The organism is Robiginitalea sp. (assembly GCF_982776155.1).
The window spans coordinates 275132-292879 of sequence record NZ_CEXZKX010000002.1 but is presented as its reverse complement, the minus strand read 5'-3'; the positions used below and the strand labels follow the sequence as shown (position 1 = coordinate 292879).

Here is a 17748-nt window from a genome sequence, read left to right as displayed (position 1 = left end):
TCCGGTTCCTGCCAATAAAGACCAACAAAATGAAAAGATATTTCCTCCTGGCCGGCCTGTTGAGCCTGGCCTTTTCAACTTCCTTCGCTCAAGAAATCAACGAATATCTGTCCCCTGTAAAATTCCGGAACATCGGACCGTTCCGGGGCGGTCGCTCCACGGGGTCCTCCGGGGTTGTCGGCGACCCGCTGACGTATTACATGGGGACCACCGGTGGCGGGCTCTGGAAGACCACCGATGCCGGACAGCGTTGGACGAATATCTCCGACGGATATTTTAAAACCGGTTCTGTCGGGGCCGTTACGGTTTCGGAGAGCCACCCGAACGTGGTCTATGTCGGTATGGGGGAACATGCCCCCCGGGGGGTGATGACCTCCTATGGGGACGGGGTATACAAATCCGTGGATGGCGGGAAGACCTGGGAGCACCTGGGGCTGGAACTCACGCGGCATATTTCGCGGATCATCGTCCACCCGGAGGACCCGGACCGGGTATGGGTGGCCGCCCAGGGCGCCCTGCACGGCCCCACCCGGGAACGGGGCATCTACAAATCCGAGGACGGGGGAAAGACCTGGAAAAACGTCCTCTTTGTCAATGAACTCACCGGGTGCAGCGACCTGTCCATGGATGTACACAACCCACAGGTGCTCTATGCCGCCATGTGGGAACACATCCGTAAGCCCTGGCAGGTAGTCAGCGGCGGGCCGGGCAGCGGGCTCTATAAATCCACCGACGGGGGCGAGACCTGGAAGCAGATCCATAAGGGGCTCCCCGAGGAGAAAGGTAAAATGGCCATTGCCGTGTCCCGGGCCAACCCGGACCGGCTCTACGCCGTAATCGAAAGCGACACGCAGAAGGAAAAAGGCGGGCTTTTTACATCTGCAAACGCAGGGGCGAGCTGGAGCCGCGTGAGCGATGACCACCGGCTCGTGCAGCGGGCCTGGTATTATATCGAAGTGACCCCGGACCCCGTGGATGAACACACTGTCTACGTCTTAAGCGCCTCTGCCTACCGCTCCATCGACGGGGGGCGGAACTGGGAGCGGATCCGCACGAACCACGGGGACTACCACGATTTGTGGATCAACCCGAAAAACCCGAAAAACATGGTAATTTCCGACGACGGGGGGGCGGAGATCACCTTTGACGGGGGCAGCAGCTGGTCGCGCCAGGACAACATGCCCACTGCCCAGTTCTACCGGGTAGCCGTGGACAGCCTCTTCCCGTACAACCTCTACGGGGGGCAGCAGGACAATACCTCGGTCAAGATTGCCAGTATCGGGATGGGTTCTTCCGGGATCGGCCGGGAGCACTGGAGCCCCTCGGCCGGGGGGGAAAGCGCCTTTCTGGGCTTCGACCCGAACGATCCGAAAAAGGTCATGGGGGGCAGTTACCTCGGCTATGTGGAGCTGCTGGACGTACCCTCGCAAACGGGGACCCTGGTGATGATCGAACCGAACCTCTACCTGGGGTTGCCGGCCCGGGAAATGAAGTACCTGTTTAACTGGAACGCGCCGATTATTCGTTCCATGCACGAGCCGGACACGTATTACCACGCGGCCCAGTACGTGCTGCGGACCCGGGACCAGGGGATGAGCTGGGACGTGATATCCCCGGACCTCACCCGCGATTTGGATGAAAAGCAAGGCAATGGGGGAGCGCCCTACACGAACGAGGCGGTGGGGGCCGAAAACTACGGGACGATTTCGTACCTAATCGAGTCGCCCCATGAACCCGGCACGATGTACGCGGGGAGCGATGACGGTATGGTCCACATTACCCGGGACGGGGGTGCTACCTGGCAGGACGTGACGCCGAAAGGCCAGGGAGAGACCCTGGTCAACGCCATCGAAATTTCCCCCCACGACCCGGGTACCGTTTATATCGCCACCACCCGGTATAAATTCAACGATTTTCGACCCGGCCTACTGAAAAGTACGGACTACGGGAAGTCCTGGACGGCTATCAACCGGGGGATCCCGGACGGGGCCTATACCCGGGTGGTCCGGGAAGACCCGGTCCGAAAAGACCTGCTGGTGGCCGGCACGGAAACGGGCCTCTACCTGTCCTATAACGGGGGTACGGATTGGGAACGCTTCCAATCCAACCTGCCCGTGGTGCCGATCACCGATTTGCAGATCCGTTTTGGCGATTTGATCCTGGCTACCCAGGGCCGTTCGTTCTGGATCTGTGACGATATGGCCCTGTTGCGGCAGGTCCCCGGCCGCCCGGATGGGTTGAAACTCTATACCCCGGGCGATGCGATCTACCCGAACTGGTACAGCTCCATGGACGGACCGGACCCCAACGGGACTCACCCCTTTGCCGGGGTCAACCCGCCCAGCGGCATGCCGGTGTATTACCAGCTGCCCCAGACGGTAGATTCCACGGAACTGCGGCTGGAAATCCGCGATGCCTCCGGGAAGCTGGTCCGCGCGTTCAGTTCCCAGGCCGACGACTCCTACAAGTCGTACGAAGGGGCACCCCCAAGGCCGCCCGTCCTGCCCAGTCAGCCGGGGCTCAACCGGTTTGTCTGGGACATGCGGTACCCGCCCCTGCCCGGGGCACCCGAGGTTTATATCGAGGGCAGTTTCCGGGGCCACCGGGCCATCCCGGGTACGTATACCCTGGAACTTATCCACGGGGATACCCGCCAGAAGGCCACGGCCTCTATCCTGCCGAATCCGGCCCTGCCCACTACGGAGGCCGAGTTCTCAGACTATCATGAGTTTATGGAAGGGGCCGAAGCTACCTATCGGGAAATGACCCACATGACCAATGGCATGCGGGAAGTTCGCATGCGTCTGAAGGACCTTATCGGGCATTTGGAAGAAGCCGGGAAGCCCGAACTCGCCGGGCAGGGAAAAGACCTGGCTGCGGAGATGGACCAATGGGATTCCACCATGGTGCAGCGGCTTTCCAAGGCCTATGACGATGTGGAAAACTACGTAAACGGGTTTACAGCCGAATACCTGACCGCCCTGAACCACGGGGACAGCGGGATCCCGAGGGTTAACAAGGGGACTAAGGAGAAGATAGCCGCCCTGAACCAACGCTGGGCGCAGCACCGCGCAACCGCCCGCCGCATCCTGGATTCCCGGGTACCTGGCTTTAACGCGGCGCTTCAGGAAGCCGGGATCGGCGCCCTGTACCTGCCGCCCATGCCCTGACGCAGCAACCGGAGATCGCCGGCCCGATCTCCGGCTGTTTCCGGTTAACGAGAAAAGGACGTGTTTGGTCAGGAGGATTTCCCGGGGCTTTGTAAATTTGCGTACTTGGTTGATTCAGAACACTGGGGAATGATATCCAAGCCGATTTTTCTACGCCTGCTGGCGGGTTTCCTGCTGGTTTCCTGTTGGGGTTGCGCCACCCTGAAACAGGAAGAGGACCCCTATGCCGAAACCTGGGAATCCGTGGTGGAATCGCAGAATTGGAAATACGCCCTGGAACTGGGGCCGGATGATGCAGCGGCCAGGCAGGAAGCCTATTTTGCCCTCCCGGACTGGACGGACGGCAGCTCCGCTTCGGCCGACCCGGAATTTGTGGAGACCTATCCGAAACTGGTCAGTCGCGCCTATTTCCGGCTGATCGCAGAGGCCATGAAGGCGGACCGGAGGATACGCAGGTCCTTCCAGGAACTTTCCCTTGAAATCCGGAATACCGATTCGAAACCCAGCCGCAAACTCCAGCGGGACTATGAAACCGCGCGCAGGCGATATATCGCCCACCGGCAAATGCTCGAAGGGCTGCTTGCCTGGAAGGCTTTCAACACCTACGGGTCGGACGACCTGGAATTCTTTATGCGGGAACAACTGCGGCCCTCCCTGGCGCTCTACCGCAAAGGCGCCCAGCAGGAACGCATCCTGGATTACCTGATGACGGAACTGGCGGACCTCTACCACAAACCCGAGGAGGGGATCCTCGATAATTCCCTGTAAACTTTCATACATTTTGTAAATAAGACTTGACATATTGGATTTTTTGCATATACTTGTAAAGTATGTTTTACAAAAAGACAAACATTAATTACAATGCAAACCATCGATATGAATCAAACAACACGTAAACAACAACTAAGGAACCTGGGAGCCTGGACATTTGCCTGGGTGCTTTCCACGGCCCTGGTGGTTTTCGGGGCCGAATTTATCTGGGATGGCAATCCGTGGATCACCATCGTCGCACTGGCGGTAAATATCCTGGTGGGTATCGGCATGATCCTCTCCAACCGGCGGTTACTGGAAAACTGCGACGAACTGGAGAAGAAGATCCAGCTGGAATCCATGGGCCTGACCCTGGGCCTGACCCTGGTGGTGGGTATCGCTTTTTCGATGATGGATGCCACGAACCTGATTCCCTTTGACGCAGAAATTGCGTTTTTGGTGATGTTTATGGGCATTTGCTACATGCTGGCCATCTGGTTCAATAACCGGCGCTACCGGTAATTCATAAAAGCCAGATCATGAAAAACACCATCCGCGTCCTTCGCGCCGAAAAGAACTGGACCCAGGAACAGCTGGCAAGTGCCATCGGGGTATCCCGGCAGACCATCAACGCCATCGAGAAAGAGAAGTTCGACCCGAGCCTCCCGACCGCTTTTCGCATCGCCCGGTTGTTCGAAAGGCCCATCGAAGCGATATTCACCTTCGAAGAATAACCGGCATCCGCCGGGTACCTGCCCTGCCATTTTTCCATGGGAATTCCATTGATCGAAGATTCGTATCTTCCCGGGAAACCTGACGTATATGAAACGCACTGTATGGGCATTCATCGCCCTGGCCCTGACCCTTTCCTGCAACGGGCCTTCCAAAACCCATGACACCCCTGCGGACCCGTCGGCCGGATCCGGATCACAATCGGCTGAATCCGGGGAAATAAGTAATGCCCCGGATTCCCCGGACCCCGGTTACGACCCGGAAGCCCGTTTGGCGGAACTCGGCATCGACCTGCCGGAAGCTGCCACCCCCGTGGCAAACTATGTCAATGCGGTCCGCTCCGGCAACCTGATTTTCCTGGCCGGAAAGGGCCCCAAACAGGCAGATGGCACCTATATTACCGGACAGGTGGGCACGGACCTTACCGAGGAGGAAGGGTATGAGGCCGCCCGGCTGACGGCCATCAACCAACTCGCCGTACTCAAGGCGGAACTCGGCAACCTGGACCGCGTGGTGCGCATCGTTAAGGTACACGGCATGGTGAATGCCGCACCGGGCTTTACCAACCAGCCCGAGGTGATCAACGGGTTCTCGGACCTGATGGTGGCGGTTTTCGGGGACCGCGGCAAACACGCCCGGGCAGCCGTGGGGATGGGTTCCCTGCCGCGGAATATCTCCGTGGAGGTGGAAGCGGTGGTTGAGGTGCGGGATTAGGCTGCTGTCCCATTATCCCATACGAACTACTCCATCGTTCCGGCGGACTTTGGCAACACGGGCTTCCGGGTTTCAGTCCCGGCTTTCACCTTCAGCCCGAACAGCGGCCTTAGAAAACCGATCCTGCGAATGACAAATTCATAAAGGAGCATACAGATCACCCCGGTAAATACCGTAATGCCCAGGAACTTGAGAAATGGCGACAGCTCCAGGGGCAGGATGAGCATGGCCGCGGTATACAAGACCGCCATATGGATGATATATACCGGATAGGCAGCCTGGCTCAGGTAGCGCAGGGTTGCGCCCGGTCGGTTCAGGTATTTATACCCGAAGCCAAAAATGCCGAAGATCCACAGGTTGGATTCAATCGCCATGAGGTACCCCGGGGCACTCAGATTGAATTCCAGGAATCGGAGGGTATACAGGGATGCGGCTAGGCCAATATACAGCCACCTCCATTTGAGAACCGTTTGCCAGAAGGGCTTGCCGATCAGCACAAAAATGAATCCGAAAAAGAAAGCCAGTAGCCCGATAAAGAAACCATGCCAGGTCTCGGCATACAATTCAAAAGGCCTGGGCCGGACCAGCAGGGCTTCGATGACAAAAAAGGAAATGACGCTCAGAGGCCCCACGGCCTGCCGCATCAGGTATCTCAGTTTTTGAACGAATTGCCCCTCCTCGTGCTTTTTCAGGTAAAAGAACAAGGGGGAAAGCAGTAACACATAGCAAAAGATATTCCCGAGGAACCAGAGGTGCCCGGCATGCGGGTAATAGCCCAGGGGCAACCCGTAGTATTCCTGGAAGACCAGGAAATGCAACGGGGCGATGGCCAAAAACCCGAATACGAAAGGCAGGAGGATCCGTTGGCTTCGTTCGCGCAGCAACTGCAGCCAGTTGCGTTTGCGGATGGCAAAACAGACCCCCATCCCGGAAACATAGAACAAGAGCGGGATGCGCCAGACGTTCAGCAGCGTCATGGGCTTCCAGATAGCCTCCAGGGGCTCCTCTGTCCCAATAAAACCGACGAGCATCGCCCAGGGCTGGAAAATGATGGCTATGTGATAGACCAGCAACAAGCCGATGGCAATTACGCGCAGCCAGTCGATATCGTATCTTCTTTGAGGTGTCATGGCACGGATGGTTTATAAGGTTACTGCAACATCATGGCGATCACCGGGCGGGTTTCCTCGAGTTCCTCCATGTTTAGTTTCAGGCCCAGTGCCCCCAATTGCGACTGCATCATCTCATAGATGGGCTTGACGTCCGAAAAGGAACCCATGACGGATTCCCTGGGTGTTGACCCGAACTTATTTCGCACGGTTTTATCGGCGTTCGCATCCAGCAGGGCTTGTACGATTTCGACCCGGCAGAAGAAGGCGGCGGCGTGGAGTGCAGTGGATCCGTCATTATTGGTAACCGAAATGTCGGCACCGCCATCGATCAGGGTCTCGGCAATTTCAGTGTGCCCGAAGGTTGCTGCGGCTATCAACGGATACCCGCCCATGGGGTCCTGGGAATCGAGGTCCGTTCCCGCGGCGACATGCTGCTTAACTGCATCGAGGTTGCCATAGAGGACGGCTGTATGGATATCCATTTCGGGCCTGGCTACCCCGGTTTGTGATTTCGCATCCTGGCAGGATCCGGCGCTTGAAATGAGTAGCGCACCCAGAAAAGCGGTATAGATAAGCGATTTCAACGGTTTGATCTTTAAAGTTTTCATTGTGATTGTTTTTGATGTTCCTATTTGTTTCTACAAAGATCGGGTAGGGGTAAAGGCCCGGCCTATCAGCTATGCGGCCCAATCCATAAAGTTTGGCGAAGGGGTGAAACCTATGTTGCAGCGATATAAATTATGACGCAGACCGTGTTTTTTTGCTAATTTGGACGGGAATCAGCACATCATGCCGGATACCCCATCCAAGAAAGAACATTTCATCTCCCGGGCGGAAACCCTGTTGCTTGAAAATATCGCACGGGAAAATTTTGGAGTATCCGAGTTGGCGGAGGCCATGAACATGAGCCGCTCCAGCCTGCTCCGGAAAGTCAGGAAGCATACCGGACTGTCTGCCAGCCAATTCATCCGGCAGGTCCGGTTAAAGCAGGGGATGGAAATGCTACGCCAGACCACGCTGAATGTCTCTGAGGTTTCCTACCGGGTAGGGTTTGGCAGCACCTCGTATTTTATCAAGTGTTTCCGGGAGCACTACGGGTATCCCCCGGGAGAAGCGGCCGAAAGGGCGCTTGAGAATGCATCCGCCGAGCCAGGGGACAGCCCGATGGAGGCGGGGGCAAGTGCCCATGGGACGCCATTAACCAGTGCAGTGAAACCCCGCTGGAAATCGATCGCGGCTGTAGCCCTGGCCCTGGGTATTCTGGCCTTCCTGCTGTATTTCCTTTCCAGGCCGCCCACTTCCATCGAGGTCGAAAAATCCATCGCCGTCCTGCCCTTCAAAAACGAAAGCAGCGATACGACGAATACTTATTTTGTCAATGGCCTGATGGAATCCACCCTGAACAATTTGCAGAAAATCGAGGACTTGCGCGTCGTCAGCAGGCCCTCTGTAGAGAAGTACCGCCATTCGGATAAAACCATACAGGAAATGGCAGGGGAACTCGAGGTCAATTACTTTATTGCCGGGAGTGGACAGCGGGAAGGCGACCGGGTGCTACTCAATATCCAGTTGATCGAGGCGGCCACGGACCGGCAGATTTGGGCAGAGCAGTACAGCCGTGAACTCGGGGATATTTTCGCCCTGCAACACGAAGTAGCGCAGAAGATTGCTGCAGCCATTGAAGCCATCGTTACCCCGGCAGAAAGGGAACAAATCGAAAAAGTCCCCACGGAGAACCTTGCAGCCTATGACTATTACCTCCAGGCGCTTGAACCCTATCATGCGGGTAACGGGGAAGGGTTGCTCAGGGCCATCGGCCTTTTTGAGCAGGCTATAGGGGAGGACCCGCAATTTGCCCAGGCCTATGCCAATATGGCCATCGCCTATTTTTTACTGGATATGGACCTGGCCGAAAAGAAGTATACGGACCGGATCAACAACCTGGCCGACAAGGCCCTGCTCTATGATTCCAAACTGGCGGAAAGCTTGGTTGCCAAAGCCCTCTATTACATGCAGGTGAAGCAGTACCGGCTGGCGTTGCCGCACCTGGAGAAAGCGTTGGAATACAACCCCAATTCCGTCCTGGTCTATCAATTGCTCTCCGACTATTATGCCCGGATTGTCCCGGATACCGGAAAGTACCTGGAGTATGCGCTTAAGGGGAACCAATTGGAATTCGGGGCCGGGGATTCCATCACCCGGAGTTATTCCAACCTGCACCTGGGCAATGCGTTTATCCAGACGGGATTCCCGGACCAGGCAATGGAGTACATCGACCAGTCCATTGCCTATTTCCCGCAAAACGAATATGCCTCCTTTGTCCGGGTCTTTATTCAATTCGCTATAGACCGGGACCTTGGCAGGATGCAGCGATCCCTGGTCAGGGAATGGCAGAAGGATACCACCCGGCTGGACATCCTGCAGGAAGTGGGCAAGTCCTTTTACTTTCAGGAGGAATATGACAGCGCCTATTATTACTATGGGAAATTTGTCCGGGCCCGGGAAGGCAGCGGGCTGGACATCTACCCCCAGGAAGATTTAAAAATCGGCCGGGTCTTTGAGGCGGTTGGCAGACCGGAAATGGCCGGGGAATTCTATCGCTCCTATGCGGCCTATTGCGAAAGGGACGAGTCCATTTACAAACCGGCGAGCCTGGCTGTCCAATATGCCCATGAAGGGAAGCTTGACCAGGCCATTGAGCAACTCGAGGTCTTTGCGGAGCAGGACAATTTCCAGTATTGGATATTACTGTTTATCGACAAGGACCCGGTAATGGAACGCCTGGAAGGCCACCCGGGGTATGCTGCCGTCCTTCAGAAGATCCGGGACCGGTTCTGGGCGCATCACGAGCGTCTTGAAAAGGAATTAGAGAAAGAAGGGCTGCTTTGACCTGGCAGGTATTCCCGGGGCAACCGCTTCGCTGACTAAAACAGGTCCGCTTCCGGCCACTCCTGGCGGGAGGTGATCTGATCGTTCATAAAGTCCGCAAAAGCGTTGAGGACCGAATCATAGTTCGCATTTCCGGTGTTGAATACGGCAGTATAACAAAATGGGCTATTCACCGAAAGTACAGCGAGCGTGCCGGGAAGGGCGCCGTAATGCAAATAGGTCCCATTTTCCAAATAACTTTCGGCATCACCGAAATCGAGCAAATCGGGAACGACACTGCGGGTGTCCGAGTGAACCGCTATTCGCGCCAGGTCCTTTGCCGAGGCTATCCACCCGCCATGCGAGTCCATGCGGGTTACATTCATCGCATAGGGGTCGAACCAGGAAGAGTTATATAGGACTTCATTTTCAAATCTGTCATCCAGGGTATTGCCGCCTATTTTCATGGCTGAAATGCCCATGGGGGATAGGATTTTTTGTTTGACATAATCCTCATAGCTCATACCCGTCACCACTTCGATGACCCGCCCCAGCAAACAGTATCCGAAATTACTGTAGTAATAGGGGTTGGACCTTACATAGGTGCGTTCATCCAGGACCCTGTCGATCAGCTGCTGGTGACTCAGGGAAACCTCGTCAAACATAATATCGTAGGGCTCATTTTTAAAACCGGATTTATGTTCAACCAGTTCATTCACGGTGATTTTTTCTATTCCGTCCTGATAAGGCGGCGTGCCGTATTGGGTACCCAGCAGCCCGTTGGTTCCAAAAACCCGGTCGCCCATGCTTAATTTCCCGTCCGCTGCCAGCCTGGATATAGCCAATACGGTAATCGGTTTGGATATACTGGCAACCCGGAAGAGCGACTGATCATGCACCGGTGTTTCATCGTCTGCATCCCCGAAGGATTGCAGATAAACCAGCTTCTCATTTCTAGTGATGGCAACCTGCCCGCCTTTTAAACCGCGATTCGCCATAAATGTGGCTACGGCTGCGGTGAAATCTTCCATATCCACAGCATCCGGCTGTCCCCCCGTATTCTCGTCATCGGCGGGGTTTTCATCGGAGTCCGAGCCGGAATCCGGAGATTGACCGGATTGATTATTCGGCGGATTTGTTGTTTGGTCCGTTCCCCCATCGCCTTTTGAGCACGCAAGAAAAAGGACTAATAGCCCTGAAAGGAGAAGTGTTTTTAGTAGCTGCATTTCGAAATCGGTTTAGTCGGGGGCAGAGAAAATCGGGTTGATCATATTTGCGGGGGATTTTCAATATAAGAAATCTCCGTGAAAGACTTAAAGCGGGGGGCTGGGGAATGGGGATGGCGGGTGAAGGAATACGTTCAGGGAGTTACCTTCGCTTTGCTGGGTGTTCCTGGAGGCTCTAGTCTGAAATGCATTCCAGGATTCGCTTCGCTGCGCTCCGCAGTTCCTAGCGGCTCCATTCTGAAGCCCGCAGGAGATAACTTCGCTGCGCTCGTTGTTCCTTTGGGGCTCATTCTGAAAATACAAAAACCCCATGCTGGCGTTGCCAGCCTGGATTTTATTTCCCTCGGTCCGCTTAAGAAAGCGAGCTTTCTACGCGAACCTTCGGAAATAAAATACCCCGGCTGTTGCCGGGGTGTTTTTGTGCTTATTTGTAGCCCCGCTAGGAATCGAACCTAGATCCTGGGTACCGGAAACCCATATACTATCCATTGTACTACGGAGCCGTTGGGAGTGCAAAGATAAAACGTTTTCTCTGTTTTCAAACAAAAAGTGTCGGACGGATCCTGCCAGGAGATCGCTTCGCTGCGCTACGCAGTTCCTGGCGGCTCCATTCAGAGGCCCCGCAGGAGATCGCTTCGCTGCGCTCCGCAGTTCCTGGCGGCTCCATTCTGAGGCCCCGCAGGAGATAACTCGGCGCGGGCTCCCAGGTGGTCGCTGGAGCGCCTCGTTGTTCCTGGCGGCTCCATTCTGAAAATACAAAAACCCCATGCTGGCGATGCCAGCCTGGATTTCATTTCCCTCGGCCCGCTTAAGAAAGCGAGCTTTCTACACGAACCTCCGGAAATGAAATACCCCGGCGGTTGCCGGGGTGTTTTTGTGCTTATTTGTAGCCCCGCCAGGAATCGAACCTGGATCTAAAGTTTAGGAAACTTCTATTCTATCCATTGAACTACGGGGCCGCCGTAAAAGGGTCTGCGAATTTATGAATACTTTTTAAAATCTCAGGGCGCTCGGCTTCAAAATCGGAGGGCTCTGTGTGGACGGATTTCCGCATGGCTCGTGGTTTCCGGGGGGGGGGAGGCGTTTTTTGTCCAGGCCGCAGCGTGGTCGGTATAATGAGGTATGCCGGCCAGGCCCGGCGGCCATGAGCAAGTGGGGCTGCCAGCCGCGGGATTCGCAATATCTTCCCTACCTTAGCAGGGAAAGATTCGGAACATGGAAACGAAGAAAGAAACTGAAAATGGCATTGCCAAAAAGAAGGCGCTTTTTGTCGAGGGGGCCATCGCCCCGGATTTTATCGCGGAGTCCATTGCCAAACACCAGTCCAAGACCGGGATTGGGGCCCATGACATTTTTTTGGGCCAGGTCCGGGCCGACGAGATTGACGGCAAAACCGTGACGGGGATTGCCTATACGGCCTATGAGGAGATGGCCCATGAGAAGATGCATGAGATCCGGGAAGATTTGTTCGGTAAATACGACCTGAGCTGCATGCATATCTACCACAGCCTGGGCGAAGTGGCCGTAGGGGAGATCTGCTTGTTTGTGTTTGTTTCGTCCCCGCACCGGAAGGCGGTATTCGAAGCGCTGCACGAGCTGGTGGAGCGCATCAAAAAGGAATTGCCGGTATTTGGCAAGGAGTTGTTCGGCGACGATTCCTATGCCTGGAAAGTCAATAAATAGCCCAAGCAATTAACAAATCATGGTAGACATAACCCACAAAGAGGTAACGCTGCGGTCTGCTACGGCAGAAGCCATAGTGCGCACCGGCAGTGAGGAAACCATCCGGGCCATCCGGGAAGGCCGGGTACCCAAAGGGGATGTATTGGAAATGAGTAAGGCTGCCGGGCTGCTCGGGGTGAAGCAAACCCCCTACCTGTTGCCGGACTGCCACCCACTGCCTATCGAGGAGGCCCGGGTGGCATATGAAATGGACGGCCTTGAAATCCGCATCCTGATGACCGTCCGGACCCACTACAAAACCGGGGTGGAGGTAGAAGCCATGCACGGGGCCAGCGTGGTGGCGCTCACCATCTACGACATGCTCAAACCCATCGACAAGGAGGTCGAAATCCGCACCATCCGGCTCCTGGAGAAGACCGGGGGTAAATCGGACATCCGCAGGTCGGAGGATTAATAATTCTACAGGAAGATTTCACGGGATTGCGAGCCGGGCTTAGATGATCTCGCTATCTCGGGCTTTCTCAGGACGCAATGGCACAACGGCCCCGGCCGAAATCCTAACGGATCGACCAGATCTCGTACATGGGTTCCCCCCGGCTGTTCTTTCCGGTGTGGTGCCAGTCGTCCCCCTTGCGTTCAAATGAGAATTCCAACTCGGCCCCCACGCGGGAATCGTCCCGGGAGAAGAACTGGATCTGTTCCGTATAGATGCCCTGGTCTGCCGCGTACCGGCCGCCTCCGGACCCCATAAAGTCCATGGTTTCCGAATTGTAGGCAACCCATTGGAAATATCCGTTGTTCAGGAACTTGAGTGTTTTGCGCGCGCTGTTATCGCCCCGGCGTTCCTGCCCGGTATCCGGCCCCCGGGTGGCAAAGAGCCAGGCGCCGTCCAGGGGTTGGTCCAGGTCGGGTTCCCGCCGGTAGGGACGGGCGTGGTTTTCGTTGAAAATAAGGTTGCCGTCTGCATAGCCGTAGGACACCCGGTGCACCTTTTCTCCCGTTTTCTCATAGTCTGTATTGAATTCCAGGTCTACCCGGAGCGAATCTTCGCCGATTTCGTAGAAGCCTCCCATCGTACTGATAAAATGGGCGGGCTGGCTGTCGTAAGTGGTGTGGATGATGTAGTTATCGGAGACGAGCAGCAGGTGGTTCCGGGTGGTGTCCCCGTGCATTTCAACGGCCTTGTAGGCGCCAGGGCTAATCTGGGCCCACACGCCCCAGGCGGATAGCACCGAGGCGATCGCACAAAAAATTAATCGTTTCATAATGGTTTCAGACTTTGAATCCCCCTAAATTACAACATATTTACGGTTCAGAAAATTATTAAATACGCTGAAAACCAGTTAGTTGAATGAGGAGGTGAATGATATTTAAAAAAAACGCAAAAAACCGGTTATATTTAAAAAAAAAGTTTTCATTTGCAGCCGTCAAAATAGGGCCTGACCCGTTTGGACTAGCTGAACATCTTGAATCGTGTTTGTATATTCGGGTGGGGGGGAAACAGGAAGTCATACCCCGTCACAGCCTATCAGATAGGCAACCGAAGTTTAAAGCTAACTTCCGTAAGCATTGTTTACCGATCCGCCGGTTCCTGCGGACTCGTACGCGTACTTCCAAGTGGCTTATTTTCCCATACACGGAGGCCTATGAACTAACTTCCGGCCCCGGCAGATACCGGGTCGGCGCAGATTTTCAACCACTATGAATATTACCTATCGGGATCTTATCGATCAGACCTATTATTTTCCCACCGAAGAGTTCGACCTGGAGGGGGACCGGCTCCGTTTCCACGGGGTTTCCCTCACAGACCTGATCGAGCGCTACGGCAGCCCGCTGAAATTCACCTACCTGCCCAAGATTTCACAGAATATCAACCGGGCCAAGGACTGGTTTGCCGAGGCGATGGAAAAGCACGACTACCCGGGTAAGTACTATTATTGCTACTGCACCAAGAGCTCGCATTTCCGCTATGTGCTGCACGAAGCCCTGAAGAACGACATCCACATCGAGACATCTTCCGCCTTCGACATCGATATTGTCGAAAACCTGAAGGCGCAGGGGTTGATCAGCGACCGCACCTACGTGATCTGCAACGGCTTTAAACGGGAGGCCTACGTGGACAATATCGGGCGGCTTATCAACGAAGGCCACCGGAATTGCATCCCGATTATCGATAATTACGAGGAGCTTTCCCTTCTGGACGAAGTCATCGACCAACCTTTCAAGGTCGGGATCCGAATCGCTTCCGAGGAGGAGCCGAAGTTTGAGTTTTACACCTCCCGCCTGGGGATCGGCTACAAGGACATCGTCCCGTTTTACGAGAACCAGATCCGGGATAACGACAAGGTGGAACTCCGGATGCTGCATTTTTTCATCAATACGGGGATCCGCGACAATGCGTATTACTGGAACGAACTCAACAAGTGCCTCAAGGTATACGTCCGCCTGAAAAAGCTGTGCCCGAGCCTGGACAGTCTGAATATCGGCGGGGGTTTCCCGACCAAGAATTCCCTTTCCTTCCAATACGATTACGCCTATATGGTGGATGAGATCGTGAACCAGATTAAGCTCACCTGCGAGGAAGGAGACGTGCCCCCGCCCAACATCTTCACCGAATTCGGGAGTTTTACCGTGGGGGAAAGCGGCGGGGCCGTGTACAAGGTGTTGTACCAGAAACAACAGAACGACCGGGAGAAATGGAACATGATCGACAGCTCGTTTATCACGACCCTGCCGGATTCCTGGGCCATCAACAAGCGCTTTATCATGCTGTCGGTAAACCGCTGGGACGACCCGTACGAGCGCGTGCTCCTGGGCGGGCTCACCTGCGACAGCGACGATTATTACAACAGCCAGCAGGACATGAATGCCATTTACCTGCCCAAGTTCCATTCGGGCAAACCCCTGTACATCGGGTTTTTCAATACGGGGGCATACCAGGAAACCATCGGCGGGTTCGGGGGGCTGCACCATTGCCTGATTCCCCAGCCTAAGCACCTGCTGATAGACCGGGACGAAAACGGCGAGGTATTTATATCGGTGTTCAGCGAACAGCAAACGGCCCGGGACCACATGCAGATCCTGGGTTACGGTCCGGGCCCCGACGGGGAACCGGAAGCGCAAACCAGCCTGCGCACCGGTAAAAAACGGGAAACGGCCTCCTGAATGGCCCGTGAAATCCAAAATCATTCACCTGTAAAACCTAATTGACTACCCCTATGAAACAATCGAAGAATTACGCCGGGATTCCTGACGAATTCTCGCAAATGGAGAAAGCCGCCGTGGTCCTGATCCCCGTGCCCTTTGACGGCACGAGTACCTGGGGAAAAGGCGCGGACAAAGGCCCCGACGCCTTCCTGGAGGCATCGGAAAACATGGAGCTCTACGACATCGAAACCGGCACGGAGGTGTACCGTCAGGGCATCTACCTGGCCCCGCCTGTCACGGGGGATCACCCCGAGGGGGTGGTTAACGCGGTCCACGACCAGGTGAAGGATTACATCATGCGAAACAAGTTCGTTACGCTGTTCGGGGGGGAGCACTCGCTATCGATCGGGTCGATCCGGGCCTTCAACGAGTGCTTCGACGACCTGACCGTCCTGCAGATCGACGCCCATGCGGACCTGAGGAAAACCTATGAAGGCACGGCCTACAACCACGCCTGCGCGGTGCACGAGGCTTCGCAAACCACCAACCTGGTCCAGGTGGGCATCCGCAGCATGGATGCTATTGAAAAGACCTATATGGACCCGGAGAAGGTGTTTTTTGCCCACGAAATGGCTGCAGACGAGTTCTGGATGGACAAGGTCATTGAGTTGCTCACGGACAACGTGTTTATCACTTTTGACCTGGACGCCCTGGATCCGTCCATTTTGCCGTCCACGGGTACCCCGGAGCCCGGGGGCCTCTTTTGGTACGAGACCCTGGAATTTTTATTTCGGGTCTTTGAGGAAAAAAACGTGGTGGGCTTCGACATCGTGGAGCTCTGCCCCAACCCGGCCGACCGGTCCTCGGATTTCCTGGCGGCCAAGTTGTATTATAAAATGTTGAGTTATAAATTCAGGGAGGATGCGATCGAAGGGGATGCCTGAGTGCCGCGGCGCCTTGCCCTATGCCCCAATGTCGCTTCCCGATAAAAGTTAAGAACATGGATTCAAATGCCCCGGTTACCGATTTTATTACCCGATACTTCCGCCACTTCAACGCCGCCGCCCTGGTGGACGCCGCCAAAGGCTACCAGGACCAGTTGGACCAGGGCGCAAAAATGCTCGTCTCCCTGGCCGGGGCGATGAGCACAGCCGAGCTCGGGCGGATTTTTGCCGAGATGATCCGGCAGGACAAGGTGCATATTATCAGCTGTACGGGCGCCAACCTGGAGGAGGACATCATGAACCTGGTGGCCCACAGCCATTACCGGAGGGTCCCCGAATACCGGGACCTCACCCCGAAAGACGAATGGGCGCTGCTGGAAAAAGGCCTCAACCGGGTAACCGACACGTGCATCCCGGAGGAAGAAGCTTTCCGGCGGCTGCAGGAGCACATTTTTAAGATCTGGAAGGATGCAGAAGCGGCCGGGGAGCGGTATTTCCCCCATGAATTTATGTACAAGCTCCTGCTCTCCGGCGTGCTGGAACCCCATTACGAGATAGATTTAAAGGATTCCTGGATGTACGCGGCGGCGGAAAAGAACCTGCCCCTGGTTTGCCCGGGCTGGGAGGACAGCACCATGGGGAACATCTTTGCCTCCTACGTGGTCAAGGGCGAACTGAAAGCCAGCACGATGAAATCCGGCATTGAGTACATGACCTACCTGGCCGACTGGTATACGGACAATTCCGATAAGGGGATCGGATTCTTCCAGATCGGGGGCGGCATAGCCGGCGACTTCCCCATCTGCGTGGTACCGATGCTCTACCAGGACCTGGAGCGCACCGAGACGCCGTTCTGGAGCTATTTCTGCCAAATCAGCGACAGCACCACGAGCTATGGATCCTACTCCGGCGCGGTGCCCAACGAGAAGATCACCTGGGGAAAACTGGGGATCGACACACCGAAGTTTATCGTGGAGAGCGACGCGACGATTGTCGCGCCCTTAATTTTTGCTTACCTTTTAAACATGTAATTATGGATAACCTCAAGCGCGTCATAGTAGATTTTAAGAAACTGACCCCCGAGGTGCTGAAGTTGCTGGTCGAGAAGTATCCGGACGGTTACGACGACGACAACATCATCACCTTCAGGAATGCGCAGGGCGAACGCGTGGAAGCGGTAGAAGTTACCACGGACGACACGAAATACCTGGTTAAAATCAGCGCCAAGCTGGAGAAAACCATGGCCAACTACGAGGAGGAAGACTACGAGGATTTTGACGACGATGACCCGGAGGCCATTCCGGACGTCGAAATCGATTCGGAAGACGACCCGGAAATGTGATTCCGCCCAAACCGAATGCAATCAACTTTTTCCCGTGCCGCCTGCAGCTTTCGGTGGCCA

General features: G+C 55.4%; 16 protein-coding genes and 2 tRNA genes. 12 read left to right on the top strand and 6 right to left on the bottom strand.

Features of this window, described 5'->3' with window-relative positions:
- Positions 1 to 29: 29 nt before the first annotated feature.
- The 5 genes from AC3DKS_RS04920 (at position 30) to AC3DKS_RS04900 (ending at position 5366) form a co-directional block, all read left to right on the top strand.
- The gene (locus AC3DKS_RS04920) at positions 30 to 3170 is read left to right on the top strand and encodes a WD40/YVTN/BNR-like repeat-containing protein (RefSeq protein ID WP_474730948.1); all 3141 of its coding nucleotides are present in this window, start codon (positions 30 to 32) and stop codon (positions 3168 to 3170) included.
- Positions 3171 to 3299: 129 nt separating this feature from the next.
- A complete protein-coding gene (locus AC3DKS_RS04915) occupies positions 3300 to 3938 on the top strand; it encodes a hypothetical protein (protein WP_015753056.1) in 639 nt (212 codons plus the stop codon).
- Positions 3939 to 4046: 108 nt separating this feature from the next.
- Positions 4047 to 4442, top strand: a complete 396-nt coding sequence (locus tag AC3DKS_RS04910; protein ID WP_148214271.1) for a hypothetical protein — start codon at positions 4047 to 4049, stop codon at positions 4440 to 4442.
- Between the two features lie 17 nt (positions 4443 to 4459).
- Positions 4460 to 4654: a helix-turn-helix transcriptional regulator gene (locus tag AC3DKS_RS04905; protein WP_474730945.1), complete on the top strand. Its 195-nt coding sequence runs from the start codon at positions 4460 to 4462 to the stop codon at positions 4652 to 4654.
- 88 nt (positions 4655 to 4742) lie between these two features.
- On the top strand, positions 4743 to 5366 hold the full coding sequence (locus AC3DKS_RS04900) for a RidA family protein (protein WP_474730942.1): 624 nt from the start codon (positions 4743 to 4745) through the stop codon (positions 5364 to 5366).
- A 26-nt stretch (positions 5367 to 5392) separates the two neighbouring features.
- On the opposite strand, the gene AC3DKS_RS04895 is transcribed toward AC3DKS_RS04900, so the two are convergent.
- Positions 5393 to 6496, bottom strand: coding sequence for an acyltransferase family protein (locus tag AC3DKS_RS04895; RefSeq protein WP_272606785.1), 1104 nt, complete (start codon positions 6494 to 6496; stop codon positions 5393 to 5395).
- A 20-nt stretch (positions 6497 to 6516) separates the two neighbouring features.
- Entirely contained in the window at positions 6517 to 7086 is a 570-nt protein-coding gene (locus tag AC3DKS_RS04890) for an ankyrin repeat domain-containing protein (protein ID WP_015753051.1), read from the bottom strand.
- Positions 7087 to 7267: 181 nt separating this feature from the next.
- Between AC3DKS_RS04890 and AC3DKS_RS04885 the strand changes: the two genes are divergently transcribed.
- Positions 7268 to 9367 (top strand): helix-turn-helix domain-containing protein, encoded by a 2100-nt coding sequence (locus AC3DKS_RS04885; RefSeq protein ID WP_474730938.1) that lies wholly within the window; start codon positions 7268 to 7270, stop codon positions 9365 to 9367.
- A gap of 35 nt (positions 9368 to 9402) precedes the next feature.
- Here the strand turns inward: AC3DKS_RS04885 and AC3DKS_RS04880 are convergent, their stop codons facing one another.
- The 3 genes from AC3DKS_RS04880 to AC3DKS_RS04870 all read right to left on the bottom strand — a co-directional run bounded on the left by AC3DKS_RS04880 (position 9403) and on the right by AC3DKS_RS04870 (position 11531).
- Entirely contained in the window at positions 9403 to 10377 is a 975-nt protein-coding gene (locus AC3DKS_RS04880) for a serine hydrolase domain-containing protein (protein WP_272606783.1), read from the bottom strand.
- 626 nt (positions 10378 to 11003) lie between these two features.
- A tRNA-Arg gene (locus AC3DKS_RS04875) sits at positions 11004 to 11075 on the bottom strand.
- 384 nt (positions 11076 to 11459) lie between these two features.
- Positions 11460 to 11531: transfer RNA gene (locus AC3DKS_RS04870), tRNA-Arg, on the bottom strand.
- Between the two features lie 256 nt (positions 11532 to 11787).
- Between AC3DKS_RS04870 and AC3DKS_RS04865 the strand changes: the two genes are divergently transcribed.
- Positions 11788 to 12255, top strand: coding sequence for a molybdenum cofactor biosynthesis protein MoaE (locus AC3DKS_RS04865; RefSeq protein WP_420592645.1), 468 nt, complete (start codon positions 11788 to 11790; stop codon positions 12253 to 12255).
- 19 nt (positions 12256 to 12274) lie between these two features.
- Positions 12275 to 12709, top strand: coding sequence for a cyclic pyranopterin monophosphate synthase MoaC (moaC, locus tag AC3DKS_RS04860; RefSeq protein ID WP_474730935.1), 435 nt, complete (start codon positions 12275 to 12277; stop codon positions 12707 to 12709).
- Between the two features lie 103 nt (positions 12710 to 12812).
- On the opposite strand, the gene AC3DKS_RS04855 is transcribed toward moaC, so the two are convergent.
- Complete coding sequence (locus AC3DKS_RS04855) at positions 12813 to 13520, bottom strand: hypothetical protein (RefSeq protein WP_272606781.1); 708 nt, start codon at positions 13518 to 13520, stop codon at positions 12813 to 12815.
- A 436-nt stretch (positions 13521 to 13956) separates the two neighbouring features.
- Here AC3DKS_RS04855 and AC3DKS_RS04850 point away from each other — a divergent pair, with 436 nt between their 5' ends.
- From AC3DKS_RS04850 to AC3DKS_RS04835, 4 genes are read left to right on the top strand one after another with little or no spacing between them, the layout of a single operon-like run.
- Positions 13957 to 15420, top strand: a complete 1464-nt coding sequence (locus AC3DKS_RS04850) for an arginine decarboxylase (protein WP_272606780.1) — start codon at positions 13957 to 13959, stop codon at positions 15418 to 15420.
- Between the two features lie 53 nt (positions 15421 to 15473).
- Complete coding sequence (gene speB / locus AC3DKS_RS04845; protein WP_272606779.1) at positions 15474 to 16346, top strand: agmatinase; 873 nt, start codon at positions 15474 to 15476, stop codon at positions 16344 to 16346.
- Positions 16347 to 16402: 56 nt separating this feature from the next.
- The gene (locus AC3DKS_RS04840; protein ID WP_015753036.1) at positions 16403 to 17377 is read left to right on the top strand and encodes a deoxyhypusine synthase family protein; all 975 of its coding nucleotides are present in this window, start codon (positions 16403 to 16405) and stop codon (positions 17375 to 17377) included.
- Between the two features lie 2 nt (positions 17378 to 17379).
- Entirely contained in the window at positions 17380 to 17688 is a 309-nt protein-coding gene (locus AC3DKS_RS04835) for a hypothetical protein (RefSeq protein ID WP_015753035.1), read from the top strand.
- The last annotated feature ends 60 nt before the right edge of the window (positions 17689 to 17748 follow it).